At 72.9% G+C, this 25,258-nt stretch carries 23 protein-coding genes; 14 read left to right on the plus strand and 9 right to left on the minus strand.

What is annotated here, in order from left to right:
- Positions 1–165 precede the first annotated feature (165 nt).
- Entirely contained in the window at positions 166–732 is a 567-nt protein-coding gene (locus ACN265_RS03970) for a TetR/AcrR family transcriptional regulator (RefSeq protein ID WP_421406065.1), read from the minus strand.
- Positions 733–848: 116 nt separating this feature from the next.
- Between ACN265_RS03970 and ACN265_RS03975 the strand changes: the two genes are divergently transcribed.
- Positions 849–2,438 (plus strand): MDR family MFS transporter, encoded by a 1,590-nt coding sequence (locus ACN265_RS03975; RefSeq protein WP_421406066.1) that lies wholly within the window; start codon positions 849–851, stop codon positions 2,436–2,438.
- A 617-nt stretch (positions 2,439–3,055) separates the two neighbouring features.
- Here the strand turns inward: ACN265_RS03975 and ACN265_RS03980 are convergent.
- Positions 3,056–4,903, minus strand: coding sequence for a tetratricopeptide repeat protein (locus ACN265_RS03980; RefSeq protein ID WP_421406067.1), 1,848 nt, complete (start codon positions 4,901–4,903; stop codon positions 3,056–3,058).
- A gap of 188 nt (positions 4,904–5,091) precedes the next feature.
- Between ACN265_RS03980 and ACN265_RS03985 the strand changes: the two genes are divergently transcribed.
- The 5 genes from ACN265_RS03985 (at position 5,092) to ACN265_RS04005 (ending at position 12,144) form a co-directional block, all read left to right on the plus strand.
- A complete protein-coding gene (locus ACN265_RS03985; RefSeq protein ID WP_421411360.1) occupies positions 5,092–6,123 on the plus strand; it encodes an SIS domain-containing protein in 1,032 nt (343 codons plus the stop codon).
- Between the two features lie 52 nt (positions 6,124–6,175).
- Complete coding sequence (locus tag ACN265_RS03990; RefSeq protein WP_204926834.1) at positions 6,176–7,699, plus strand: sensor histidine kinase; 1,524 nt, start codon at positions 6,176–6,178, stop codon at positions 7,697–7,699.
- Positions 7,700–7,961: 262 nt separating this feature from the next.
- Positions 7,962–9,614, plus strand: coding sequence for a glycosyltransferase family 2 protein (locus tag ACN265_RS03995; protein ID WP_420119225.1), 1,653 nt, complete (start codon positions 7,962–7,964; stop codon positions 9,612–9,614).
- Positions 9,611–10,609, plus strand: a complete 999-nt coding sequence (locus ACN265_RS04000; protein ID WP_421406068.1) for a glycoside hydrolase family 26 protein — start codon at positions 9,611–9,613, stop codon at positions 10,607–10,609. The genes ACN265_RS03995 and ACN265_RS04000 overlap by 4 nt, the downstream gene beginning before the upstream one ends.
- Positions 10,606–12,144 (plus strand): glycosyltransferase family 39 protein, encoded by a 1,539-nt coding sequence (locus tag ACN265_RS04005; RefSeq protein WP_421406069.1) that lies wholly within the window; start codon positions 10,606–10,608, stop codon positions 12,142–12,144. The genes ACN265_RS04000 and ACN265_RS04005 overlap by 4 nt, the downstream gene beginning before the upstream one ends.
- A 78-nt stretch (positions 12,145–12,222) precedes the next feature.
- Here ACN265_RS04005 and ACN265_RS04010 read toward each other — a convergent pair whose 3' ends face one another.
- Positions 12,223–13,896 carry a glycosyltransferase family 39 protein gene (locus ACN265_RS04010; RefSeq protein ID WP_421411362.1) on the minus strand — a complete coding sequence of 558 codons (1,674 nt, stop codon included), beginning with the start codon at positions 13,894–13,896 and terminating at the stop codon, positions 12,223–12,225.
- 477 nt (positions 13,897–14,373) lie between these two features.
- Between ACN265_RS04010 and ACN265_RS04015 the strand changes: the two genes are divergently transcribed.
- The 4 genes from ACN265_RS04015 to ACN265_RS04030 are packed head-to-tail and all read left to right on the plus strand — an operon-like array spanning position 14,374 to position 17,796.
- Positions 14,374–16,095: a nitrite/sulfite reductase gene (locus ACN265_RS04015; RefSeq protein WP_204926839.1), complete on the plus strand. Its 1,722-nt coding sequence runs from the start codon at positions 14,374–14,376 to the stop codon at positions 16,093–16,095.
- Positions 16,092–16,250, plus strand: coding sequence for an IS1 family transposase (locus ACN265_RS04020; RefSeq protein ID WP_141723017.1), 159 nt, complete (start codon positions 16,092–16,094; stop codon positions 16,248–16,250). Before ACN265_RS04015 ends, ACN265_RS04020 begins: the two co-directional genes overlap by 4 nt.
- The gene (locus ACN265_RS04025; RefSeq protein ID WP_357929831.1) at positions 16,247–17,011 is read left to right on the plus strand and encodes a phosphoadenylyl-sulfate reductase; all 765 of its coding nucleotides are present in this window, start codon (positions 16,247–16,249) and stop codon (positions 17,009–17,011) included. Before ACN265_RS04020 ends, ACN265_RS04025 begins: the two co-directional genes overlap by 4 nt.
- Entirely contained in the window at positions 16,993–17,796 is an 804-nt protein-coding gene (locus ACN265_RS04030) for a sirohydrochlorin chelatase (RefSeq protein WP_420119229.1), read from the plus strand. Before ACN265_RS04025 ends, ACN265_RS04030 begins: the two co-directional genes overlap by 19 nt.
- A 143-nt stretch (positions 17,797–17,939) precedes the next feature.
- Here ACN265_RS04030 and ACN265_RS04035 read toward each other — a convergent pair whose 3' ends face one another.
- Together ACN265_RS04035 and ACN265_RS04040 are read right to left on the minus strand one after the other, a co-directional pair.
- Positions 17,940–18,197 (minus strand): WhiB family transcriptional regulator, encoded by a 258-nt coding sequence (locus tag ACN265_RS04035; RefSeq protein ID WP_067311984.1) that lies wholly within the window; start codon positions 18,195–18,197, stop codon positions 17,940–17,942.
- Between the two features lie 443 nt (positions 18,198–18,640).
- A complete protein-coding gene (locus tag ACN265_RS04040) occupies positions 18,641–19,591 on the minus strand; it encodes a diacylglycerol/lipid kinase family protein (RefSeq protein WP_204926841.1) in 951 nt (316 codons plus the stop codon).
- Positions 19,592–19,633: 42 nt separating this feature from the next.
- On the opposite strand from ACN265_RS04040, the gene ACN265_RS04045 reads away from it, so the two are divergent.
- Positions 19,634–20,023, plus strand: a complete 390-nt coding sequence (locus tag ACN265_RS04045; RefSeq protein WP_204926842.1) for a hypothetical protein — start codon at positions 19,634–19,636, stop codon at positions 20,021–20,023.
- A gap of 42 nt (positions 20,024–20,065) precedes the next feature.
- Here ACN265_RS04045 and ACN265_RS04050 read toward each other — a convergent pair whose 3' ends face one another.
- The 3 genes from ACN265_RS04050 to sodN are packed head-to-tail and all read right to left on the minus strand — an operon-like array spanning position 20,066 to position 21,431.
- Positions 20,066–20,473 carry an ATP-binding protein gene (locus ACN265_RS04050; protein ID WP_204926843.1) on the minus strand — a complete coding sequence of 136 codons (408 nt, stop codon included), beginning with the start codon at positions 20,471–20,473 and terminating at the stop codon, positions 20,066–20,068.
- Positions 20,470–21,030, minus strand: coding sequence for a GNAT family N-acetyltransferase (locus ACN265_RS04055; protein WP_377684269.1), 561 nt, complete (start codon positions 21,028–21,030; stop codon positions 20,470–20,472). Before ACN265_RS04055 ends, ACN265_RS04050 begins: the two co-directional genes overlap by 4 nt.
- On the minus strand, positions 21,027–21,431 hold the full coding sequence (gene sodN / locus ACN265_RS04060; RefSeq protein WP_088645999.1) for a superoxide dismutase, Ni: 405 nt from the start codon (positions 21,429–21,431) through the stop codon (positions 21,027–21,029). Before sodN ends, ACN265_RS04055 begins: the two co-directional genes overlap by 4 nt.
- Positions 21,432–21,515: 84 nt before the next feature.
- Between sodN and ACN265_RS04065 the strand changes: the two genes are divergently transcribed.
- The 3 genes from ACN265_RS04065 to ACN265_RS04075 all read left to right on the plus strand — a co-directional run bounded on the left by ACN265_RS04065 (position 21,516) and on the right by ACN265_RS04075 (position 24,246).
- Entirely contained in the window at positions 21,516–21,866 is a 351-nt protein-coding gene (locus ACN265_RS04065) for a S24/S26 family peptidase (RefSeq protein ID WP_204926844.1), read from the plus strand.
- Between the two features lie 140 nt (positions 21,867–22,006).
- The gene (locus ACN265_RS04070) at positions 22,007–23,185 is read left to right on the plus strand and encodes an NAD(P)-dependent malic enzyme (protein ID WP_204926845.1); all 1,179 of its coding nucleotides are present in this window, start codon (positions 22,007–22,009) and stop codon (positions 23,183–23,185) included.
- Positions 23,186–23,283: 98 nt separating this feature from the next.
- Positions 23,284–24,246 (plus strand): zinc-binding dehydrogenase, encoded by a 963-nt coding sequence (locus ACN265_RS04075; protein ID WP_420119231.1) that lies wholly within the window; start codon positions 23,284–23,286, stop codon positions 24,244–24,246.
- Positions 24,247–24,254: 8 nt separating this feature from the next.
- On the opposite strand, the gene ACN265_RS04080 is transcribed toward ACN265_RS04075, so the two are convergent.
- A complete protein-coding gene (locus ACN265_RS04080) occupies positions 24,255–25,232 on the minus strand; it encodes an alpha/beta hydrolase family protein (RefSeq protein ID WP_421406071.1) in 978 nt (325 codons plus the stop codon).
- Between the last annotated feature and the right edge of the window lie 26 nt (positions 25,233–25,258).

A 25,258-nucleotide genomic window follows, 5' to 3' on the forward strand; every position in this document is an offset into this window, starting at 1 on the left:
GCTGCTGCACGATATGCAGCCCGCCAATGGCCCGGTGACCCGTCGGCACGTCACCACGGCTGCCATCTGCAGGCCGTCGGGGGTGGCCACTGGGACGCTGTGGCTGAACGTAGTCGGCCACGAGGATACGACCCGGGCCGCAGTCACCGGGTCCGGCCTGAGCGGTCAGCTCTCCTCGATGCCGGCCAGCAGTTCGTCGGCCAGTTCGAGGGCGATCTTCTTGCGTTCGTCGTCGGTGATGTCCGGGGCCCGGACGGCGAACCAGCTGCTGTGTACGGCGAACAGCACGAGCGTCGCCCGCAGTTGGGCCCGGGGTGAGTCGTCGCCCTGGCAGATCGCGTCGGCCAGGCGGAACATCCGCTCACGCATCTGCTGGCCGGCGACGAGGCTCTTGAGCACGGTCTGGTTCTGTTCGAAGAACCGCATCACCACGGACTGCCCGGGGGCGAACATCGTGTCGGCGTACTGGCTGACCAGTTCCCGCCGGGTGGCCCGGCTGGCCGGTTGGTCGCGGGCCCAGTCGATCAGCTCGTCCATCCGGTGCAACCGGTCCTCGACGTAGCTGTTGACGATCTCTTCCTTGCTCTTGAAGTGGTAGTAGAGGGCGGCCTTGGTGACGCCGAGGCGCTCGGCGATCTCCCGGAGCGAGGTCTTCTCGTATCCCTGCTCGGTGAAGAGCTCCAGGGCGACGGCCTGGATGCGCCCGCGCGTGCCGCCTGTGCTCTGAGTCACCTGTACCTACCACCCAACTCGCTTGACGGGGTCCCGCCCTCCAACTTACCGTGCGGCTAGTAAGGTGACTAGCCGGGCGGCAAGTAAGTGCGACAGATCTCCGGGGGAGCTTACCCATGACTCAGGAAACCCAGGCGAGGGCGAAACCCAACATCCGGGTGGTGCTGTTCGGCCTCATGATCGCGATGATGCTCGCGATGCTCGACAACATGATCGTCAGCACCGCGCTGCCGCGGATCGTCAGCGAGTTCGGCGGCGTCAACCACTTCACCTGGGTGGTCACCGCGTACGTGCTGGGCACCACGGTCTCCACCCCGATCTGGGGCAAGCTCGGCGACCTCTACGGCCGCAAGGCGGTCTTCCTGACCTCGGTGGTCGTCTTCCTGATCGGGTCGGCGCTGTGCGGGATGTCCGGCTCCGAGCTGCTCGGCGGCACCGGCAACGGGATGGTCGAGCTGATCGCCTTCCGGGCCGTGCAGGGGCTCGGCGCCGGCGGCCTGATGGTCGGCGTGATGGCGATCATCGGCGACCTGGTCCCGCCGCGTGAGCGGGGCCGCTACCAGGGCATGATCGCCGGCATCATGGCGATCGCCATGGTCGCCGGCCCGCTGGTCGGCGGGTTCATCACCGACAACCTCTCCTGGCGCTGGGCGTTCTACGTCAACCTGCCGCTCGGTGGCCTCGCGCTGCTGATCCTGGCCACCACCATGCACCTGCCGAAGTACCGCACCGAGCACCGGATCGACTGGCTGGGCGCGGGCCTGCTCTCCGTCGGCATCACCGCGATCGTCCTGATCACCACCTGGGGCGGCAACGAGTACGACTGGGCCTCCGCGCAGATCTTCGGCCTCGCCGCGCTGGCCCTGGTCAGCCTGGTGGCCTTCGGCATCGTCGAACGGCGGGTCGTCGAGCCGATCCTGCCGCTCGGCCTTTTCGCCAACCGCAACTTCGCGCTGATCTCGGTGATCGGCTTCCTGCTCGGCTTCGCCATGTTCGGCGCGATGAACTTCCTGCCGCTCTACCAGCAGACCGTGCAGGGCGCCTCGGCCACCAACAGCGGCCTGCTCCTGCTCCCGTTGATGTTCGGCATGCTGGTGGTGTCGTTGGTGGTCGGCCGGGCCATCACCAGGACCGGCCGCTACCGGATGTTCCCGATCGTCGGCGGCGTGGTGATGGCCGTCGGCATGGCGCTGCTGTCCCTGCTGGAGGTCGACACCGGCAAGCTCGAGTCGTCCCTCTACATGCTGGTCCTCGGCGCCGGCATGGGCTTCCTGATGCAGACCTCGATGCTGATCGCGCAGAACAGCGTGGAGCAGAAGGACCTCGGCGCGGCCAGCGGCGCGGCCACCTTCTTCCGCTCCATCGGTGGTTCGTTCGGCATCTCGCTGTTCGGGGCGATCTTCGCCAACCGGCTCGCCGACTCGCCGGCCGGCAGCGCCTTCGCCGGGGGCACCGGCGAGGGCCGGGGGATGGACCTGACGAAGCTCAAGGAGTTGCCGGCGCAGGCGCGCGAGGTGGTGCTCGGCGGGCTCTCCGACGCCATCTCACACGTCTTCTTCTGGGCGATGATCATCGCGATCGCGGTGCCGGTGCTCGCCTGGTTCATCCGGGAGATCCCGCTGCGCACGGCGAACGCCGCCCCGCCGCCGGACGCCAGCGGCGAGGAGCAGGCCGAGATCGCCCTCGGCAAGGCCCCGGTCTCCTGACCCGGTCCCGTCCGTAACGGCCGGTCCGTCCCCGCCAGGGGTACGGGCCGGCCGTGTCCGTCGCACCCGTGTCCGTCGCACCCGTGTCCGTCGCACCCGTGTCCGTCGCACCCGTGTCCGTCGCACCCGTGTCGGTGATCGACTCGCCTGGGCCGATGGTGCGGCATCAACCCGCTCGGATTGCGCTACATCGGCCCAGATGAGTTGATCGAGCTACGGGGGCGGGCCCCTTCGCCGGGTGTCCGCGTGGCCGATGCCTCCCGATCATGATCAGCTCTTCTGGGCCGATGTAGCGGCATCAACCCGACTGGACACCGCTACCTCCGCCCCCATGAGTCGGTGCGGTATCTGGCCGCCCGTGCCCGCCCGTGCCCGTGCCCGCCCGCGTCGGTGATCGACTCGCTGGGGCCGATGTTGCGGCATCAACCCGACCGGATACCGCTACCTCGGCCCCGAGGAGTCGATCAAGCGGCGGTGCCGCAGTCGGCAGCCCGTGCCCGCGTCCGTCGTGTCCGTGTCCGCGTCCGTCGTGTCCCCGCGTCGGTGATCGACTCGCTGGGGCCGATGGTGCGGCATCAACCCGTCCGGACACCACTACGTCGGCTCGGGTGGGTTGATCAATCCGGGCGGGGGCGAGAGCGGGGTCGGCGGCGGACGAGGGCGGTGAGGCGACGCCAGGCACGGGCCAGGGGACCGGACCGACGGGTCCCGGCCGGGGTGGCGAGCAGCCGGTGGGCCAGTGCGGTGGTGTCCGGGTCGACGGCCGGGGTGGCCAGCGCCAGGTGGGCCAGGGAGATGGCGATCGGCACCGGCCGGTCCTGCGCGACGGCCGCCACGTCGGCGAGCCGCTCGGCCACCAGCCCGGCCACGTCGGGGCGTACCGTCGGGTCGATCCAGGCGGCGGTGACCAGGGCGAACAGCGCCGCTTCGGTGATCCAGTCCTCCACGCCCCAGATCAGCTCCACCAGTACCCGGCGGCGGGTCGAGGTCGCCCACGGCTCGTCCGTGCTGTGGTGCAGCAGGCCGAGGCAGGCCCAGACCTGCACGCACCGGACCCACAGCGACGGGTCCTGGCCGCTGAGCACCCGGCCCAGCGCGGTCGGCGGCGCGTCGGGCGGGTGCACCAGCAGACCGAGCAGGTCGGCCAGGTCCAGGGTGGCCAGCCCGACCGCCGCGTCGTACGCGGCCGGTGGGTGCGGCCAGGCGGGGTGGGCCAGGTGGCGTACCCGCTCGGCGGCGGCCGGGGACGGGGCGGGCAGGGTCGGTGCGGCGGTGGTGCCGTCGTAACGCCAGAGCCGGTAGCCGGTGTCCCGACGGGGCTCGCGCGGGTCCGGTTCGGCCACCCCGGTCACCTCGACGTGCAGGGCGGGCACGGCGGCGGTGACGGTACGCATCGCGCTCGGTGGTTCGACGGTGTCGAGGCGTACCGCCGCGTCGGGGAAGCCGTCGGCGGCGAGCGCGCGGCGCAGCGCGTCGACCATCGCGCCGGTCGCCGGGGTGACCTGCCCCAGCCAGGGGCGTCCCCGGCAGGACTCGGCGAGGTCGGTGTGCTCGTGGCTGTCGTCCGGGTGGTCCCGGGTGAAGTCGGCGAGGTCGACCAGGTGCGCCACGTCGCCGTCGCGCAGGAACCGCAGCCGGTGCGCGGTGTGCACCGCGCAGTCGAAGGTCGGGTCGCGGGCCAGCGCCCGGTCGATCCAGCCGAGGGCGTCGTCGAGTCGGCCGTGGTCGGCCAGGGTGCCGGCGATGTCGGCATAGACGGCGAGGTCGTCGGGGTCGTGCCCGACGGCCCGTTCCAGCGCGGCCAGGGCGTCGCGGGTCCGCCCGGCGCTGCGGTAGGCATACCCGAGCCAGACCTCGCCGAGTTTGGACGGCGTCTCGCGTACCCCCCGGCTGGCCCAGGTGACCGCGAGGGTGATCTCGCCGAGCCGCCGGGCCAGCGCGGACGCCGCCCCGAGCAGCAGGGCGTGCCGGGGGTGCGCGGCGACCGCGTGCCGGGCCAGGGTGAGGTACGGCGTCAGGGGTGCCCGCCCGGCGCGGGGGACCGGGTCGGGCACGGCGGCGCAGACCTGCATGAGGATCCGGGCGCAGCGGTCCGGGTCGAGTCGGTTCGCCAGCTCGGGGGCGGTGACCCAGGGCACCCCGGCCCAGTCGACGCCGGGGGCGTGGCCGGTGGCGGCGACCAGCAGGTCGAGCCCTTCGGCCGGGCGGCCGGCGGCGGCGAGCAGGTGGGCGCGGGCGACCACGGCCCCGACGTGTGCCCGCTGGCCGAGCGGGAAGAGGTCGAGGTCACCGCCCGAGGCGGCGGCGATCCGGGTGAGCGTCTCGTGCGTGTCGGGCAGGGTCGGTGCCAGCACCAGGGCGGCGGCGAGGTGGTCGGCGGCGTGGGCCAGGTCGCCCTCGTCGAGCGCGAGCCGGGCGAGGGCGAGTTCCTCGGCCGCGGTCAGCGCGGGTGGCTCCTCCGACACGTCGGCCTCTCACTAGCAGGGGGTTGCCAGGGCTGGGCAAGCGTAGGGGATGCCGGCAACCGATGCCGATCTTCTGCTCATTAGTGCGCGCTGGATTGTCCCCAGCGACAGAATCGTGCAAGACTGAACATGAAACGCGCGGCGATCGCGCAGCGAGGGGAGTTTCCGTGACGCAGCCAGGGGCCGGGATGGCCGCCGACATCGCCGAGCAGCCGGCCGGTTACGCGCGGCTGCTCTCCACCGAGCACGCCGCGGCGATCGCCCGGGTCGCGGCGGCCGTCGCCCAACGCCGCCCCCGGCACGTGGTCTTCACCGCCCGGGGCACCTCCGACCACGCCGCCCTCTACGGGGCGTACCTGACCGAGATCCGGCTCGGACTGCCCGCCGGGCTCGCCTCGCCGAGCGCGGTCACCGTCTACGGGGCCCGCCCCGACCTCTCCGACGCGCTCGTCGTCGGGGTCAGCCAGAGCGGCGGCTCACCCGACCTGACCGAGGTGCTGCGCACCGCCCGCGAGGCCGGCGCGCTCACCCTGGCGGTCACCAACGATCCCGGCTCACCGCTGGCCCGGACCGCCGAGCTGGGCGTCGACATCGCCGCCGGGCACGAGCGGGCCGTCGCCGCCACCAAGACGTACACCGCCGAACTGCTCGCCCTGCTGCTGCTGGTGGAGGGCGTCCGGGCCGGGGACGGCGTGCTGCCGGCCGACCAGCGGGCCGCCCTGGAACGCCTCCCCGAACTGGCCGAGCGCACCCTCGCCGACCCCACCCCCACCCAGCTCGCCCCGCGCTACCGGTTCGCCGGCCAGCTCGTCACCACCGGCCGGGGGTACGCGTACCCGACCGCCCGGGAGGCGGCGCTGAAGCTGATGGAGACGTCCTACCTGCCGGCGCTGGCATTCTCCGGCGCCGACCTGCTGCACGGCCCGCTGGCGATGACCGACCCGGACGTCCCGGTGCTGGCCGTGGTCGGCTCCGGCCCCGGTGGCCGGTCCATGGGCGAGGTGCTGCCCCGCCTCGGCGAGCGGCGGGCCGACGTCGTGGTGGTCGGCTCGGCCGAGGTCGAGGGGGCCACCCGGATGGCGGTGCCCGAGGTCGACGAGCGGTACGCCCCGCTGCTGGACATCCTGCCGTTGCAGCGCCTGGCCCTCGCCCTGGCGCTGGCCCGGGGTGAGGACCCGGACGCCCCGCGCGGGCTGAAGAAGGTCACCGCGACGATGTGACCCGGGCCGGCCAGCGGGACGGCGTCCGGGTGGGCGTGGCACGCTGTGTCTCGTGTCCACGCTGCGCGACCTCGCCGAGGAGCACACCCAGCTCCGCCCGGCCGACATCGACCACCTGCACCGGATCGCCGGCGACTGGCAGCTGCTGTCCGACCTGTCCTTCGCCGACCTGCTGCTCTGGGTGCCGGTGGACGCCGACGGCACTTTCCTCTGCGTCGCCCAGGTCCGCCCGACGACCGCCCCGACCGCCTACCTGGACGACCAGGTGGGACGGATCGTGGGCGGGCCGGAGGTGGCGCACCTGGAGGTCGCCTACCGGCAGGGTCGGATCTGGCGGGAGGGCGACCCGGTCTGGTACGGCGACGTGCCGGCCCGGCACGAGGCGATCCCGGTGCGGCTGCGGACCGCCGACGGGGAGGCCGGGGAGGTGATCGCGGTGGTCGGCCGGGACACCAACCTGTCCACCGCCCGCACCCCCAGCCAGCTGGAGCTGAACTACCTCACCACCGCCGACGACCTGGCCCAGATGATCGCCGACGGCACCTTCCCGCCGCCCCGGCACCCGGGCGAGACCACCTCCGCGCCCCGGGTCGGCGACGGGCTGGTCCGGCTCGACGCGGGCGGCAAGGTCACCTACGCCAGCCCGAACGCGCAGTCGGCGTACCGCCGGTTGGGGTACGCCTCCCATCTGGTGGGCGAGGACCTGGCGAAGCTGCACCGCCGGCTGGCCAGCGACCCGCTCGACGGCACCGAGGCGGCCAACGGCATCCTCGCCGCGCTGCGCGGCGAGGGCCCGCCGCGCCGGGAGATCGACGCCCGGGGGGCGACGATGCTCACCCGGGCCCTGCCGCTGATGCCCGCCGGGGTGCCGATCGGCGCGCTGGTCCTGGTCCGTGACATCACCGAGGTACGCCGCCGCGACCGGGCCCTGATCACCAAGGACGCCACCATCCGGGAGATCCACCACCGGGTGAAGAACAACCTGCAGACCGTCGCCGCGCTGCTGCGCCTGCAGGCCCGCCGGGTGTCGATGCCGGAGGCCCGGGTCGCCCTGGAGGAGTCGGTACGCCGGGTCGCCTCCATCGCCCTGGTGCACGAGACGCTCTCCATGTCCAGCGACGAGGCGGTCGAGTTCGACGGGATCGTCGACCGGGTGGCGAGCGCGGCGACGGAGGTGGCCGCGACCGAGGTGAGCGTCGGGATGCGCCGTACCGGCAGCTTCGGGGTGCTGCCCGCCGAGATCGCCACCTCGCTGGTGATGGTGCTCAACGAGTTGCTGCTCAACGCCGTCGAGCACGGCTTTCCGCCGGCCGAGGAGGGCGACGAGGTGGTGGAGCCGGCGACCCGGCCCGAGGTGGTCGTCGCGGCGCACCGGCAGCGCAAGCAGTTGCACGTCTCGGTGACCGACAACGGGCGCGGGCTGCCGGCCGAGTTCGACGCCGACCGGGGCGGGCGGCTGGGGTTGCAGATCGTCCGGGCCCTGGTGACCGGGGAGTTGCGGGGCAGCATCGAGCTGCGTCCCGGCCCGACCGGTGGCACCGAGGCGGTGCTGGTGCTCCCGTTGGCCAAGGGCTGACGACGGTCGGGGCCGGGACGGGTGTCGGGCCGGTGACGCCCGGATGAATGTGAGTAGGGTGACGCGCGATCTGCGGGCTGGTGGGGCTTTCGATCGATTCGCGGGCATTGACACCTTGCGGCCGACTGAATAGTTTTCTAGCTTCACCACCAAGCAGCCACGGCCAGTTCACCGTGCCCGGCTTTCCTGGACGCGTCCGGCGACATCCCGCTCGCACTGTCGGGGAGGGCGTGCGGACCGGCGAGCGGGGGAGACGAAAGCGATGACCTCACCGCCTGCGGTCGACCCGGCCGCGGTGCTGTCGCCGACCGCCGAGTTCCGGGTGCCGCGGCAGGTGTCGAAGTGGACCCCGCGCCGGACCGACGACGCGGCGCACCGGCCCGCGTACGCCCCGGTGCCGTTGCCGCCGACGGACGCCGAGATGGTCTCCTACCGCAAGCGGCGACTGGCCGCCCTGATGGTGCCGTCGCTGGTCAGCTTCGGTTGCCTGATCACCAGCCAACTGCTCTTCGTCCGGCTCGCCCCGTGGCTGTGGCTGCTCGCCCCGCTGCTGTTCTTCACCGTCGTCTACTACCTGATCTCGCTCGCGGTCAACCTGTTCACCCCGGGCTTCGACCTGGCCCGGCACCAGGAACTGGTGCGCACCTGGCGGCCGGCCCGGTACCCGAGCGTCGACGTCTTCCTGCCGGTCTGCGGCGAGCCCGCGCACGTGCTGCGCAACACCTGGGAGCACGTGCGGGCGATGGGCCGCCACTACCGGGGCGAGGTCACCGTCTACGTGCTCGACGACTCGCCCAACGAGGCGATGGAACGGATGGCACTCGCCTTCGGCTTCGTCTACCAGCGGCGACCCAACCGGGGCTGGTTCAAGAAGGCCGGCAACATGCGGTACGCCTTCGAACGCACCATGAGCGACTTCATCCTGGTCCTGGACGCCGACTTCGTCCCGCGTAAGGACATGCTCGACCAGATGCTGCCCTGGTTCGACGCCGAGCCGAAGGCGGGCATCGTGCAGTCGCCGCAGTACTTCCGGGTGCACCTGGGGCAGACCTGGGTGGAGCGCGGGGCCGGGGCGGTGCAGGAGCTGTTCTACCGGTCGGTGCAGGTGTCCCGGCAGGCCCACGACTCGGCGATCTGCGTGGGCAGTTGCGCCGTCTACCGGCGTGACGCGCTGTTCTCCATCGGCGGGTCCACCCTGATCGAGCACTCCGAGGACGTGCACACCGGCTTCGACCTGCGGATGAAGGGGTGGAGCCTGCGCTACATCCCGGTCGTGCTGGCGGCGGGGCTCTGCCCGTCGGACGTGGACTCGTTCTTCACCCAGCAGTACCGCTGGTGCGCCGGCTCGATGAGCCTGCTCGGGTCGAGGAAGTTCTGGTCGACGAAACTGCGGCTGCGGGCCCGGCTCAGCTACATCTCCGGCTTCTGTTACTACCTGCACACCGGGCTGTTCACCTTCGTCGCGCCGGTCATCCCGGTGCTGATGCTGACCGTGTTCGCGCACCAGATCGCGATCGCGAACTACCTGCTGATCCTGCCCAGCGTGGTCTACAACCTGATCATCTTCCCGTTCTGGCACCGCAACCGGTACGGCCTGGAGAGCTGGACGGTCAAGATGATCTACGGCTGGGCGCACGCCTTCGCCATCATCGACATCGTCCGGGGCCGGCGGATGGGCTGGCAGCCCACCGGCGGCACCGCCAAGAAGAGCAAGACCCGGCGGCTGTGGACCGGCATGAGGGTCTGGACCGCCGGTACCGGCCTGGTCTGGGTCGGCGTCGCCGGCTGGCGGATGCTCGTCGAACCCGAACCGTGGATCTTCGTGCCGGCCCTGCTCAGTGCGGTCTTCTACCTGGCCGTCGTCGGGCAGGCGCTGCTTGTCGATCCGGAGCGCGACGTCGAGGTCGTCCGGTGAGGACGAAATACCTGATCACCTTCCTGCTGGTGGTCGCGCTGGCGTTCACCGAGTTCGCCGTGCTGCGCCGGGTCGACATCAAGGTCGCCGGGTCCGCCGGCGGGCCGGGCGGGGTCGCCGCTGCCGAGGAACAGGTTCCGGCGTACGACGTCACCGCGCTGAAGTCACCCAAGGGCAGGTACCTCGGCGTCACCGTTACCGGCGGCGCCGAGATGGAGCGGGTCCGCAAGTTCGCCGGGGAGACCGGCAAGACGCCCAACCTGGTGGCGATCTTCGAGAGCTTCGACGACAAATTCGCCGCCAGCGAGGTCCGCGAGCTGCACAACTACGGTGCGCTCGCGGTGATCCGCTGGGAGCCGTACGACGTGCCGCTGCGGGACATCGCCGCCGGCAGGCACGACGCGTACGTCAAGGAGTTCGCCGCGGCCGTGCGCACCCTGAACCTGCCGATCGCCCTCACCTTCGCCCACGAGATGAACGGGCACTGGTACTCCTGGGGGACGAAGCAGACCAGGGCCACCGAGTACGTCGCCGCCTGGCGGCACCTGCACGACATCTTCACCCAGCAGGGCGCCACCAACGTGATCTGGACGTGGACCCCGAACGTCGTCAACTACCTGCGCAAGGTCAGCATCAGGGCGCTGTACCCCGGGGACGCCTACGTCGACTGGGTCGGCATGGACGGCTACTACACCAACCGGGGGCCCAAGACGTTCCAGGACCTCTTCGTCCCCACCATCACCGAGATCCGCACCTTCACCAGGCGTCCGCTGCTGATCGTGGAGACCGGGGCGGAACCGAGCAGCCGGCGACCGGCCCAGATCACCGACCTGCTCACCAACGTGGCCAAGCGCAGGGACCTCCTCGGGGTGGCGTACTTCAACATCAACGGCTCCGGGAAGTGGAACATCGACCGGGACGACGCCGCGCTGCGCGCGTTCCGCCGGGCCGCCGCGAAGGACACCTTCGGCTTCGACATCAGGACCGTGAAGTGACCGCGCCGACGGTGCAGTGGACCGGGCAGGCCGACCCGGCGGAGGTCACCGGTCACGCCGTACCCCGGCGGGCGGCGGGCCGGGGCGGCGGCTGGTGGGCGCTGCTGCCGACCGTCGTCGCGCTCGGCCTCGGCTGGTGGCGGCTGGACGCCCGCGACCTGTGGAACGACGAGCTGGTCACCTGGCACGTCACGTCGCTGTCGGTCGAGCAGTTCCGGATGCTGGTCGGCAACATCGACCTGGTGCACGCCGGCTACTACGTGATCATGTCGGTGCTGACCACGCTGACCGGGGACTCGACGACCGCCCTGCGGCTGCCGTCGGTGCTCGCGATCGGGCTCACCGCCGGGCTGGTCGCCCTGATCGGGCGGCGACTCTTCGACACCCCGGTCGGGGTGCTGGCCGGCCTGGTCTTCGCCCTGCTGCCCACCGTCTCCCGGTACGCCCAGGAGGCCCGGTCGTACGCCCTGGTCACCCTGGCGGCGGTGGCGGCCACCTGGCTCTTCCTGCGTGCGGTGGACCGGCCGACCCGGGGCCGCTGGTGGGCGTACGGCGTGCTGCTGGTGCTGGTCGGCTGGCTGCACTTCGTCGCGCTGCTGGTGGTGCCCGCGCACCTGTTCCACCTGTGGCGGTCGGTACCCGGCGAGGAACCGAGATGGCGGTGGGCGGCGACCACCGGCATCGCCGGGCTGTTCGTCCTCCCGGTGCTGATCCTCGGCAGCCGGCAGTCCGGGCAGATCTCCTGGGTCGAGAACGACGGCGACGCCGTGCTCCGTTTCGTCGCGAACCTGACCGGCACGACGGCCGCGTTGGCGCTGGTCGCGGCGCTCTCCGTCCTCGCGGTGGCGGTGGCCGGCCCACGCTGGTGGGCCACGGTGCTGATGCTGCTGATCTGGGCCGTGCTGCCCCCGGTCGCCGGTTACCTGACGTTCAGCGTGGTGCACCTGTTCCTGGCCCGGTACTTCCTGTTCACCGTCCCGGCGTGGGCGCTGCTCGCCGCGTTCGCGGTCTGCCGCACCGCGCGGCTGGCCACCCGGGAGCGGTTGCCGGCGGCCTGGCTGGCCGGGGCGCTGGTGCTCCTGCCGGTGCTGGCCTGGCAGACCCTGCCGGCGCAGGAGCGGGTGCGCTCCAACGAGGCCGACGGGCAGCCCCGCTACCTCGACGCGGTCCGTTACCTGGGCAAGCAGGTCAAGCCGGGCGACGGGGTCGCGTACAACGACGGGTTCGGTGGCTCCAGCGACGTGGCCCGCAAGGCCACCGACTACGGCCTGCGCGACCAGCTGCACCCCCGGGACGTCTTCGTGGCCGTCCCGGCCCGGCAGACCGGCTGGCTGACCGCCCGCGAGTGCCGGGAGCCGCTGCCCTGCCTCGGGGACACCAGGCGGATCTGGCTGGTGGAGACCGGCCACCTCAACGACCCGCTGGCCGGGTTGCCGCCGGCCCGGGAGGCGCTGCTGCGGCAGCGCTTCCTGATCCGGCACGTCGAACGGTTCGACCGGGTCCGGGTGGTCCTGCTGGAACGCAAGCCGGCCTGACCGGGCGACGGCACCGGCCCGGCGGCGGACCGTCGGCGGCACCGGCCCGGCCGGGCACCGGTGGGGGAAGGTCGCGGGTCAGCGCCGGCGCGCGAGCAGCGCCACCGTCACCCCTGGCCGGGGGTGGACCTGCTCGACGGTGAACCCGGCCCGCAGCGCGTCGCCCTTGCCGCCCGGGACCGTGGCGAGCGGGTCGTCGTGCCGCCCGGCGACCACCAGCCAGACCCGGTCCACGCCGGCCAGGCAGCCGGCGGGCCGGTCGCACTCGCGGACCCACAGGTCGGCCCGGTCCCGCCGCCCCTGGGCGACCAGCACGTCGCGGGGCCGGGGCCCGTCGGCAGCCCGGTCACCGGCGATCCGGGGCAGGTGGTAGTCGATGCCGAGGTCGAGGAAGAGCCATCCGTCACGGGGCGCGTAGAGCACCGCGTCGCCGGGCCGCTGGCCGGCGGCGATCACCGCCGCCGCCCCCCGGTAGTCGACGGTCGCGCTGCGCGGCCAGCCGTGGCTGTGCCGTACCGCCGCCTGGTCGGGCAGCCCGAGCAGCGCGGCGAGCGCCACCACCGCCAACCCCGCCCCCACCGGGCGGATAAACGTGCGCGCCGGTCGGGGCCACGCCCGTCGGGTCAGCTCCCGGGCCGCCGGCGGTGCGGGGCCGGCCAGGGCGGCACCGGCGAGCAGGCAGGCGAAGGGGACCGTGAAGAACAGGTAGCGCGGCACCCAGAGGGGCACGGCCAGCGCGGCGACGAAGACCAGGAGCACCGGCAGCAGCGCGCAGAGACCGGGCAGCAGGGCCCGCCGCCCCGAGCGGGCCGCCCCGAGCGCGGCGAGCCCGACGAGCACGCCACCCACCACGCCACTGTGCGCCAGCGCGCCCGGCAGGGCCGCCAGATCCGCCAGCCGGGCCGGAGCCACCCAGTCGAGCTGGTGGGACCGCTGCCGCTGTGCCGTCACCAGCAGCGGCACCAGCACCACCACGGCCACCGACACGGCCGGCACCCACCCCCGCAGCCGGCGTCCCCACCATCTCCCGTCGCCCGGTTCGCCGGCCCCCGGTGGGCGGTCGGCCGCTGCCGGGCGGGTGACGCCGGTGGTGGGTGGGCAGGTGACGCCGGTGGTGGACGGGCCCCAGGCGGCGAACGTCAGCACCGCCACGGCATGCCCGGCGAGCAGGCTCAGGGCGAGCAGGTGGGCCAGGCCGAGCCCGGCGACGGCCGCGGCGTAGCCGGCCCAGCGCAGCCGGCCGGGACGGTCCAGGGCCCCGACCAGCAGCACGGTGGCCAGCACGGCGAGCAGGGTCACCAGCGCGTACGGCCGGGCCTCCTGCGCGTACCGGGAGGTGCCGGGCAGGACCGCGAAGAGCAGGCCGGCGAGCAGGCCGGCAGGTGCCCCGAACAATCGCCGCCCGAGGACGGCCGTGAGGCCGGCCGCCCCCGCCATCGCCAGCACCGAGGGCAACCGCAGCGCCGCCACCGAGTCGCCGAACACGCCGGTCCAGCCGTGCACCACCAGGTAGTACGCCCCGGTCGTCGCGTCGACGGTGCCGGTGAGCCGGAACAGGTCCCCGACCGGTCGGGTGGCCGCGCTCCAGGTGGCCAGCTCGTCCCGCCAGGGTTGGGCCCGGCTGATCCCCCAGCCACCGGCGACCAGGGTGACCAGCAGCGGAACCGCCCAGACCAGCGACCCCGCCGGTGATGGTGCCCGGGAACGCGGGTGCGCATCCGAACGCCCACCCGAATGCCCTTTTCCGGACATCGCACCCACGAGTCGAGGGTCCCACACCGGCGTCGTCGATACGGCCGGAGCCGGAGGTGACCATGATCGACGCATGTGGGCCGATGGCGCGGTGTCCGTCCGGCCGGATGCCCCTCTTCGCACCCATTGGCGGCCGGCTATCCCTCGGTCGCCCCGCCGCACCACCCCGGTGACGGTGGAGATGCGGCCCGTGATGTGGGATGCCGCACGCGGTTCTTGGCCGGTTTCCGCAGGGTGTGGGAGCATGGCTGCATGACCGCCGCTGTCGTCCGCCGCTTCGTGGCACGCCGCCACGTCGACTACGGCCGCGTGCGCAGCGCGATCTGTCCGGCCCACTGACGACGCCCGACCCATCCGTCTCGGGCGCGTATTCTGCGCCGGCCGTTCCGACACCGTTGTCCTCGGCCCTTCCAGGGCCGGCCGCCGCCGCGTCCGCGCTCCCCCCGAGGCACCGCAGAGACAACGGAGGACGCCGCGATGGCGGTCAGCAGCACCCCGGCCCGTCCCGGGACCCCGACGGCCACCGCCGTTCCCGCCACCCGCGCCCCCCGCCGTCCCCGTGGCGAGGGACAGTGGGCCCTCGGCCACCGCGAGCCGCTCAACCCCAACGAGCGGATCAAGAAGGACGACGACCCGCTGAACGTCCGGGCCCGGATCGAGAACATCTACGCCCACGGCGGGTTCGCCTCGATCGACCCGCAGGACCTGCGCGGACGGTTCCGCTGGTGGGGCCTCTACACCCAGCGTAAGGCCGGCATCGACGGCGGGCGCACCGCCGTGCTGGAGCCGCACGAGCTGGAGGACGAGTTCTTCATGCTCCGGGTCCGTGTCGACGGCGGCCAGCTCTCCCTGGCCCAGCTCCGGGTGATCGCCGACATCTCCCGGGAGTTCGCCCGGGACACCGCCGACATCACCGACCGGCAGAACATCCAGTACCACTGGATCCGGGTCGAGGACATGCCGGAGATCTGGCGTCGGCTGGAGTCGGTCGGCCTGCAGACCACCGAGGCGTGCGGCGACTGCCCCCGGATCGTGCTGGGCAGCCCGGTCGCCGGGGTGGCCGAGGACGAGGTGCTCGACCCGACCCCCGCGCTCGACGAGATCGTCAGCCGCTACGTCGGCGACAAGGCGTACTCGAACCTGCCCCGCAAGTTCAAGACCACCATCTCGTGGCTGGTCGACACCCCGTACGAGGCGAACGACATCGCGTTCCTCGGGGTCGAGCACCCGGAGCACGGGCCCGGCTTCGACGTCTGGGTCGGCGGTGGCCTGTCCACCAACCCGATGCTGGCCAAGCGGCTCGGCGTCTGGGTGCCGCTGGCGGAGGTGCCGGACGTCTGGGCGGGCGTGGTCGGCATCTTCCGCGACTACGGCTACCGCCGGCTGCGTAACCGGGCCCGGCTGAAGTTCCTGGTGGCCGACTGGGGCGTGGAGAAGTTCCGCGAGGTGCTGGAGAAGGAGTACCTGGGCCGCACCCTGCTCGACGGCCCGGCCCCGCAGCTGCCCGACAAGCCCGTCGACCACATCGGCGTGCACCGGCAGCGCGACGGGCGCAACTACGTCGGGGCCGCCCCGGTGGTCGGGCGGGTCTCCGGCGGGCAGTTGGCCAAGCTCGCCGACGTGGTCGAGGCGCACGGCAGCGACCGGGTGCGGCTCACGCCGTACCAGAAGCTGCTGGTGCTGGACGTGCCGCCGGCGCGGACCGAGTCCCTGGTCGACGAGCTGCGCGGGATCGGGCTGGAGGCCCGGCCGTCGGCCTGGCGGCGCGGCACGATGGCCTGCACCGGCATCGAGTTCTGCAAGCTGGCCATCGTCGAGACCAAGGCGCGCGGCGAGGAACTGGTGGCCCGGCTGGAGGAGCGGCTGCGCGACTTCGACGCGGACATCTCCATCCACCTCAACGGCTGCCCGAACGCCTGCGCCCGCACCCAGGTCGCCGACATCGGCCTCAAGGGGCAGCTGGTGGTCGGCCCCGACGGCCGGCAGGTGGAGGGCTTCCAGGTGCACCTCGGCGGCGGGCTGGGCATGGCCCAGGGTCAGACCGCCGGGTTCGGCCGCAAGCTGCGCGGCCTGAAGACCACCGCCGACGAGCTTCCCGAGTACGTGGAACGACTGGCCCGCCGCTACCTGGCCGGCCGGACCGAGGGCGAGACGTTCGCCAACTGGGTGATCAGGGTCGACGAGGAGGAACTCCGATGAGCGAAACCCGATCCGCGCCGCTGCACTGCCCGTACTGCGGCGAAGAGGACCTGCGGCCGAACGAGGCCGGACACGGCGCCTGGGAGTGCCACGCCTGCGCCCGGGTCTTCACCGTCAAGTTCAACGGCCTGCTGAGCCGGGCGGTGACCCGGTGACCGGGCTGCTCTCCGCCACCGGCCTGGGCCTGGTCGGCCCCGGTGGCCCGAGGACGGCCGACCCGGCCCGTCGTGACCCGGCCGAGCTGCGGGCGCTGGCCGAGCGGGCCGGCCGCGAGCTGGAGGGCGCCCCGGCGCTGGAGATCGCCCGGTGGGCGGCCGACACCTTCGGCGACCGGTTCTGCGTGACCAGCTCGATGGCCGACGCCGTGCTGGCCCACCTGGTGTCCCGGGTCGCCCCCGGGGTGGACGTGATCTTCCTGGACACCGGGCTGCACTTCCCGGAGACGCTGCGGGTCCGTGACGAGGTGGCCCGCCGCCTGCCGGTGAACGTGCGCTCGATCCGGCCCCGGCAGACCGTCGGCCAGCAGGACGGCGAGTACGGCCCCCGGCTGTTCAACCGCTCCCCGGACGACTGCTGCCAGCTACGCAAGGTCGAGCCGTTGGAGCGGGCCCTGTCCGGGTACGACGCCTGGGCCGCCGGGCTGCGCCGGGACGAGTCGCCGACCCGGGCGAACACGCCTGTGGTGACGTTCGACCCCCGACGCGGCAAGGTGAAGGTGAACCCGATCGCCGCCTGGTCCCAGGCCGACGTGGACTCCTACATCTCCCGCTACGACATCCCGGTCAACGAGCTGCTCAACCGGGGCTACGGCTCGGTCGGCTGCTGGCCGTGCACCCGCCGGACCAGGGCGGGGGAGGACCCCCGGGCCGGCCGCTGGGCCATGTTCGAGAAGACCGAGTGCGGTCTGCACGTCTGACCGGGCCGGCGCACGCCCCGACTCCGGGCACGGCGCGGCCGGGACGGGCCGGCGCGGGTGTGCCGGTGGTGCTGGTGGCGCACGGCAGCCGGGACCCCCGGGCGGCGGCGGCGACCCGGGCGCTTGCCCGTGCCGTCGAGACCGCCCGTCCCGGTACGCCGGTGCTGCCCAGTTGGCTCGACCACACCGAGCCGGGGCCGACGGAGGTGCTGCGTGCCCTGGCGGCCGACGGGCACCGGACGGCGGTCGTGGTGCCCCTGCTGCTGACCGCCGCGTACCACCGGCGGGTGGACGTCCCGGCGGCGGTGGCGGCGGCCCGGGAGGCCGCTCCCGGTCTGACGGTACGGGTCACCGACGTGCTCGGGCCGGCCGACGGGACGGTGGACGCGGGCTTGCTGGCCGGGTTGGGCCACCGGCTGGCGCAGGCGTGGCCGGGGCCGGTGGACGCGTTGGTGCTGGCGGCGGCGGGCACCCGGGACGCGCGGGCCCGGGGGTCGGTGGGGCGGGTCGCCGCCGCCCTCGCCACCGGGTACGGGGTGCCCTGCACGGTGGCGTACGCCTCGGCGGCCCCGCCGACCGCCGATGTGACGGTGGCCCGGCTACGGGCGACCGGTGCGCGCCGGGTGGCGGTGGTGGCGTACTTCCTCGCGCCGGGGCTGTTCCACGATGCGGTGGTGGCGGCGGCGGAGCGGGCCGGGGCGGTGGCCGTCAGCGCCCCGCTGAACGACTCCCCGGAACTGGTGGATCTGGTGCTGCGTCGGGTCGACACGGCGGGTGACGGGTGACCGGAGTCACTCACGCGCTCATTACCGTCGGTAATTGTCTCGCGACAATGCATTGACGAATTTTGATCACGGGGAGTGCGGGCAGCAGAACGCCCCGGCGGGCGGACCCGGCCGGGGCGGACAGCGTGTGTGATCGGTTTTTTTCAGGCGGAGTGAGCGCGCAGCACCCGGAGACCGCCACGGCGCTTGACCGCGCGGCGCTCCTCTTCGCTCATCCCGCCCCAGACGCCGGCGTCCTGACCGGACTCCAGTGCCCACTGGAGGCACTGATCGGTCACGGAGCAGCGCCGGCAGACGGCCTTGGCCTGCTCGACCTGCAGGACAGCAGGGCCGGACGTCCCGATCGGGAAGAACAGCTCCGGGTCCTCGTCGCGGCAGACGGCATTGTGACGCCAGTCCATGGCGGCAACACTCCTCATTCTGGATGGATGGCAGTAACGCTGGTGCTTTTCTTATATCCGTCCGCAGTGCCGGTCGTCACGGTTCGCATACGACTATTCGGCAATGCGTGAGCAGACTCGTTTTCAGCGCCTGGGCCTGCTGGAACTGCTCAACCGGCCGAGCATATCCAGGCAATGTCCCGGTAACTCAAGTTCGCTTGTGAATACTTTCACGAACGAACGCGATGTCAAGGGGTGACACTCGGAAAAACTCCGCTCGGTGAGCAAGCTCACGACCCTTTTGTCCGGTTTCCGGGCTTCCCCGTCACCCGGCGTACCACAGTCGAGGATCAATATAGTACAGTCCGCGTGACATTGCTGACATTTCCGACACTCCTCCTCGGTGTGGCGGCCACCGCGCCGCGCGGCGTTCCAACCGCTCGACCTAGGGCGTTACCCGAGACCTAGCAGATTACTCTCAGTGCGCCGGAAACGGAGGTGAATCTGACTTTGTGTCGCTCGCCGAGGTAGTCCCCGTCCAGCTGGAAGGCCTGCGGGCGGGCCGAGACCAGCGTGAACTCCTCCAGATCGTGCAATCGGAGCACCTGCTTGCCGCGCGGATCGGGGTGTCGGGAGAGGAACTGCGTCACCGTACGTGTCGTGCTGGCGACGCGGAGCTGACGCAGCGCCATCACGTCCAGCCCGAGATCGAACGACGCCGCCGGGTTCGGGTTGACCTCCCGGTCGCCGAGGTACGTCCACGGCGCGGTGTTCTGGATGATCACGGTCGCCAGCTCGGCCTCGGCCGGCTCGCCCGGCCGCTCCAGGCTGATCGCCGGATGCCGCCGGTCCGAGCCGAGGAAGTAGTGACTCAGGGTGGAACGGAAGTAGAGCGCGGGGGAGGAGACCCGCCCCCGCCGCCGGGCCTGCTCCACCCGGTGGATCACGGCCGCGTCCAGGCCGAAGCCGGCGCAGAAGGTGAAGTAGCGGTCGTCCGCCCGGCCCAGCCCGATCGTGCGGGACCGGCCCAGCCGCAACCCCTCCAGGATCATGCTGGTGCCGTCCGCCCACTCCCGGGGCAGCCCGAGGGCGCGGGCGAAGACGTTGGTCGAGCCGCCCGGCACGGTGGCCAGCGCCGGCAGCCGCTCCGCCGGGGAGCCGCCGGTGCGGATCGTCGGGGGATCGGCGGTCATCAGGCCGTTGACCACCTCGTTGACCGTGCCGTCCCCACCCAGGGTGACCACCAGGTCGACCCCCTCCTGGGCGGCCTCCCGGGCCAGGTCGGTGGCGTGGCCCCGGCGTCGGGTGTACCGCACCGACAGGTCTACTTGGCTGCGCAGCGCCCGGACCAGCACGTCCCGGCTGCGTTCGCTGGTGGTGGTGGCCTTCGGATTGACCACCAGGACGGCCCGCATGGCCGGCACTTTACGTGATGGGGCAGGGGTATCGTGGCCCGCGTGACGATCGACTCCGCGCCGGTTCCCGACACCCTGCGCTGGGCGGTACGCCTGCTGCGGGCCGAGGCCGTCGCCCTGGCGCTGCTCGCCGGCTGGCTCGTCTGGGCCGACCTCACCGCCACCAAGACCGATCTGGTCTCGGCACTCTTCGTGACCGGGTTCGCCATCGCCGGTGCGGTCGCGCTCTGGGCGTTGGCCGGGGCGCTGGCCCGCCGCCGGGCCGGTGCCCGCGCCCCGGCGATGGTGCTGGAGCTGATGCTGGTGCCGGTCGGCTGGTTCATGATCTCCGGCGGGCTGGGCTGGCTCGGCGCACCGCTGATCGTGCTCGGGGTGGGCGTCTGCGCGCTGCTGGTCAGCCCACCGACCACCCGGGCCCTGGGCTTCGGCTGACCCGCGCCGCCGGACGCGGCGCGACGTCGCCGGCCGGCCCGGTCAGTAGCCGGCGGAGCGGCGGGTCAGCAGCGAGATGGTGGCCCGGCCCTGGGTGGACTCCGCCGCCGCCGCAGTGGTCAGCGCGGTGAGCACCTTCCAGGCGAACGAGGACTCCCCCGGCAGGGTTGCCCCGCGCACGGTCGGCACCGTCACCTCGACGGTCAGCGCGTCCTCGGTGACCGAGAACCGGCACTCCAACTCGGCGTCGCGGGTGGCGATCGCGAGCAGCATCGCGCACGCCTCGTCGACCGCGATCCGCAGATCCTCGATCTCGTCGAGCGCGAACTGGAGGCGGGCCGCGAGCCCCGCCGTGGCGGTGCGCAGCACGCCCAGGTAGCCGCCGTCGGCGGGCACGGTGAGGTGCACGACGTCGTCGTCGGTCGCTGGCTGGCCGGTCAGTTGAGTCACGCCTCATCCCCCCGGTCCGGGACTCTACCCGGCCGGGCGGACAGCCGCGTGGCCGACGTCACCCCTTCGGCGGCGAGGCCGTGCAGGGCCCGCCCGTCGAGCCGGTAGGGCACCCACTCGGTCATCGGCTCGGCCCCGATCGAGGCGTAGAACCGGGCGGCCGGGTTCCAGTCGAGCATCCACCACTCCAGCCGCCGGTAGCCGCGCTCCACGCAGATCCCGGCGAGGGTGGCCAGCAGCGCCCGGCCGGCCCCGGTGCCCCGCCACGCCGGGCGGACGTACAGGTCCTCCAGGTAGATGCCGTGCACGCCGGCCCAGGTGGAGAAGTTGAGGAACCACAGCGCGAAGCCGACCGGCTGGTCGGCGTCGTCCACCGCGACGTGCCCGAACAGCGCCGGGGCCGGCCCGAACAGGGCGGTGTCGAGCTGTGCCGGGGTCAGCCCGCAGCGGTCGGCGGCCTGCTCGTAGTCGGCCAACTCGTGCACCATCGCGACGATGGCCGGCACGTCCCCAGGACGCGCCGGCCGGATCGTCGGTGCCGTGGTGGGCAGGCTCACGCCTGCTTGGTCTCCCAGAAGATCTTGGAGATTTCGTCGATCTTCTGGAGCAGCTCGTCGGCCTTGGCCGGGTCGGTCGCACCCTTGGCGCCGGCCGCGCCCGCCGCCTTGGTGGCCTCGTTGAACAGCTGGTGCAGGTGCGGGTACTTCTCGAAGTGCGGCGGCTTGAAGTAGTCGGTCCAGAGCACCCACAGGTGGTGCTTGACCAGGTCGGCGCGCTGCTCCTTGATCAGGATCGCCCGGGTGCGGAACTCGGGGTCCGTGTTCGCCTGGTACTTCTCGCAGATCATTTTGACCGACTCGGCCTCGATCCGGGCCTGCGCCGGGTCGTAGACGCCGCAGGGCAGGTCACAGTGTGCGCTGGCGGTCACACGGGGCGAAAGGATGCGGGGAAGTCGCATCAGGTTCCTCCATGGGATGTTTGCGATGATCCGAGCCGACATTACTCCTGACGACGTCCCCGGCAGGGGCGGAGGGGAAACCTCGTGACGGTCGGCGGCTCCGGTCCCACCCTTCGGTCGCGCGCCCCGTTCACCGCCGTCGGCGTGACCGGGCCGTCCATGTCACCCACCCTGCGCCACGGCGACGCGCTGCTGGTCCGCCGGGGTGGCCGGCCCGTCCGCCCCGGCGACGTGGTGGTGGCCGTGTTCCGCAGCCGCCCGGACCTGCTGGTGGTCAAGCGCGCCGTACGCCCGCAGGACGGCGGATGGTGGCTGCACGGTGACAACGCGCTGGTCACCGACGACTCCCGGGCGTACGGGGTGGCCGACGTGCTGGGTCGGGTGGTGTTCCGCTACTGGCCCCACCCCGGTCGGCCGGCCACCGCACCGATATGACCCTCCTCACAACCCGGTGCCGGTGGCCTGACTATGCTCGGGAGGTGCCCGGGTGACCCCCGTACCGCGTGTCGCCGCTCCGCCTCACCTCGCGCCCTCGCGCCGGCCGCTCCGTCTGCTCGACAGATCCTGGAGTCACCATGTCTGCGTCCACCGTGGATCCCGCTGATCCCGTCTTCCGACTGCACCTCGGCGGCAAGCTCGCCGTCGCCTCGACCGTCCCGCTGACCAGCCGCGAGGACCTCTCGCTTGCGTACACCCCGGGGGTGGCCCGGGTGTGCGAGGCGATCGCCGCCGACCCCGCGCTGGTCGACGACTACACCTGGGTGTCGCACACCGTCGCCGTCGTCACCGACGGCTCCGCCGTGCTCGGCCTCGGCAACATCGGCCCCCGCGCGGCGCTGCCGGTGATGGAGGGCAAGGCGGTGCTGTTCAAGCAGTTCGCCGGCGTCGACGCGGTGCCGGTCTGTCTGGACACCCAGGACGTCGACGAGATCGTGGCGACGGTCCGTGCCCTCGCCCCCTCGTTCGGCGGGATCAACCTGGAGGACATCAGCGCCCCGCGCTGCTTCGAGGTGGAACGGCGACTCGACGAGGCGCTGCCCATCCCGGTCTTCCACGACGACCAGCACGGCACCGCGATCGTGGTGCTGGCCGCGCTGCGCAACGCGGCGTCCCTGCTGAACCGCAAGCTCGGCGACCTGCGGGTGACGGTCAGCGGGGCCGGCGCGGCCGGCGTCGCGGTCACCCACATGCTCGTCGCCGGGGGAGTGGACCCCGAACAGGTGGTGGTCTGCGACTCCCGGGGGGTGATCGGCCGGCACCGCGACGACCTGACCGAGACCAAGGCGTACCTCGCCGAGACCACCAACGCGCAGGGGCGGCGCGGTGACGTCACCGAGGCGCTGCGCGGCGCGGACGTGCTGATCGGTGTCTCCGGCGGGCGGATCCCCGAGGCGGCGGTCGCCGGGATGGCCCCGGGCGGCATCGTCTTCGCGCTGGCCAACCCCACCCCCGAAGTGGACCCGGAGGTCGCCGCCCGGCACGTGGCGGTGGTCGCCACCGGACGCAGCGACTACCCCAACCAGATCAACAACGTGCTCGCCTTCCCCGGGGTGTTCCGGGGCGCGCTGGACGCCCGGGCCACCCGGATCACCGACGGGATGAAGGTGGCCGCCGCCGACGCGATCGCCGCGGTGGTCGACGGGTCGCTCAGCGCGGACGCCATCGTGCCGTCCCCGCTCGACCCCCGGGTCGCCCCGGCGGTGGCGGCGGCGGTGGCCCAGGCGGCCCGCCACGACGGCGTCGCCCGCGCCTGAGCGACAGGCGCCGGGCGCACGACGCGCCCGGCGAGCAGGTGCGAAGGGTCCGGGTCGGCCGGCCCGGACCCTTCGTGAACGATCGTCGCGCTGTTACGGTGCGGATCATGCGTGCCGCCTATGCCTCCCGGTTCGACGCCGACAACCCGCTCGCCGCCCTCACCGTCGGCGACCGTCCCGAGCCCGCCCGCCTCGACGACGACTGGGTGACGGTGCAGGTGCGGGCCAGCTCGCTCAACCACCACGACCTGTGGTCGCTGCGCGGGGTCGGGCTCGCCGACGGTCAACTGCCGATGATCCTGGGCTGTGACGCGGTCGGCACCGACCCGGACGGCAACGAGGTGGTGATCTACCCGGTGCTGCCCACCCCCGGCGACCCACGGGGTGTCTCCATCCTCTCCGAGCACTACCAGGGCACCCTGGCCGAGCGGGTGGCCGTACCCCGGATGAACCTGCTGCCGCTGCCGACCGGCCTGTCGGCGACCGACGCAGCCTGCCTGCCGACGGCCTGGCTCACCGCGTGGCGGATGCTCACCACCCGGGGCCGGATCGCCGACGGCGAGGCGGTGCTGGTGCAGGGGGCCGGCGGCGGGGTCGCCACCGCCGCCGTCGCGCTCGGCCTGGCGCTGGGCAAGCGGGTGTACGCCACCAGCGGCGACGCCGCCAAGCGGGACCGCGTCGCCGCGCTGGGGGCGACCGCGCTGGAACCCGGCGCCCGGCTGCCGGAGCGGGTCGACGTGGTGATCGAGACGGTCGGCGCGGCCACCTTCGACCACTCGTTGAAGTCGGCCGCCCCGATGGCCCGGATCGTGGTCGCCGGGGCGACCTCGGGTCACCTGCCGCCGGTGAACCTGCGCCGGGTCTTCGCCATGCAGCTGGAGATCCTCGGCACCTCGATGGGCACCCCCGACGAGCTGACCGAACTGCTCGCCTTCTGCGCCGAGCACGAGGTACGCCCGGTGGTCGACAGCGTGGTCCCGTTCAGCCGGGTGGCCGACGCCTTCGCCCGGCTGCACTCCGGTGAGGTCTTCGGCAAGGTCGTGGTCGACCACACCGCCTGACCCGTGGCTCAGAGGCGGTCGTCGAGGGTGGCGATGTCGCCCCGGGTGGCCGAGGCGGGCAGCCGGTCCCGGGCGGCCGCGTCGCCGTAGAGCGTCCAGCGGAGGAACTCGACGATGGTGTCGGAGACCACCCGCAGGGCCGTGTCGTCACCGAGCAGGACCCGGCCGTGGTCGCCCCGGGTCAGGCTGAGCATCGCCTTGGGCCACGGCACCGCGTCGTAGACGGCCTTGCCGGCGGCGTAGTCGACCACCTCGTCGGCCCGGCCGTGCACGAAGAGCTGCGGGGCGGCGGCCCCGGCGAAGGCGGTGCCCACGCCCAGCCCGGTCCCGGCGAGGACCACCCCGGCGCGCAGCCGCTCGTCCCGGCCGGTGGTGAACAGGCCGATGGTGGTCACCCCGCCGGCCGAGTGCCCGGCGGCGGCCACCCGGTCGGTGGCCAGCCGGCCGCGCAGCGGGTCACCGGCCTTCGCGTCCAGCGCCAGCACCTTGTCCAGCACGTACGACACGTCGGCGGGCTGGTTGAGCACGTCCAGGACGCTGCCGTCGGTGCCCTTGCCGGTGTGCGGGAACATCGGCGCGGCCACCACGAAACCGGCCGCCGTCCAGCGGGTCGTCAACGCCCGGTAGTCGGTCGGCCGCCCGTCGAGGCCGTGACTGAACGCCACCACCGGGAACCGTCCGGCCGCCACCGGGGCGTCGCGCTGTGCCGCCCCACCGGCGGTGCCCCGGGCCGGATACCAGAGGGTCACCGGCAGCGGGCGGTCGCCGCCCCGGTTCAGCCTCAGCTCCCGTACGCCGACCGCGAACGCCCGCGTCGGCGCGGTCCCGGCGGGAACACCCGACGCCTGCGGGGTGGCCTGCGGCGCGGTCGCCTCCGGCGTCGGCGACGGGGCGGCGGGGGGCGCGGACGGCGACGCCGAGCAGCCGACGAGGCCGGCGGCGAGCAGCGCGGCGGTCAGCAGGACCGGGATACGACGACGGGACATGAGAACGATTGTGCCTGCCCGTCGCG

Origin of the sequence: Micromonospora sp. WMMD730, from assembly GCF_049178955.1 — a bacterium.
Taxonomy (GTDB): domain Bacteria; phylum Actinomycetota; class Actinomycetes; order Mycobacteriales; family Micromonosporaceae; genus Micromonospora; species Micromonospora wenchangensis.

Coding starts and splice junctions, on each gene's coding strand:
- ACN265_RS04070 (WP_204926845.1), top strand. CDS start 22,007: ATGTCTGCGTCCACCGTGGATCCCGCTGATCCCGTCTTCCGACTGCAC.
- ACN265_RS04080 (WP_421406071.1), bottom strand. CDS start 25,232: ATGTCCCGTCGTCGTATCCCGGTCCTGCTGACCGCCGCGCTGCTCGCC.
- ACN265_RS03985 (WP_421411360.1), top strand. CDS start 5,092: ATGGCCGCCGACATCGCCGAGCAGCCGGCCGGTTACGCGCGGCTGCTC.
- ACN265_RS03995 (WP_420119225.1), top strand. CDS start 7,962: ATGACCTCACCGCCTGCGGTCGACCCGGCCGCGGTGCTGTCGCCGACC.
- ACN265_RS04040 (WP_204926841.1), bottom strand. CDS start 19,591: ATGCGGGCCGTCCTGGTGGTCAATCCGAAGGCCACCACCACCAGCGAA.
- ACN265_RS04035 (WP_067311984.1), bottom strand. CDS start 18,197: ATGGACTGGCGTCACAATGCCGTCTGCCGCGACGAGGACCCGGAGCTG.
- ACN265_RS04020 (WP_141723017.1), top strand. CDS start 16,092: ATGAGCGAAACCCGATCCGCGCCGCTGCACTGCCCGTACTGCGGCGAA.
- ACN265_RS04010 (WP_421411362.1), bottom strand. CDS start 13,896: ATGTCCGGAAAAGGGCATTCGGGTGGGCGTTCGGATGCGCACCCGCGT.
- ACN265_RS03975 (WP_421406066.1), top strand. CDS start 849: ATGACTCAGGAAACCCAGGCGAGGGCGAAACCCAACATCCGGGTGGTG.
- sodN (WP_088645999.1), bottom strand. CDS start 21,431: ATGCGACTTCCCCGCATCCTTTCGCCCCGTGTGACCGCCAGCGCACAC.
- ACN265_RS04015 (WP_204926839.1), top strand. CDS start 14,374: ATGGCGGTCAGCAGCACCCCGGCCCGTCCCGGGACCCCGACGGCCACC.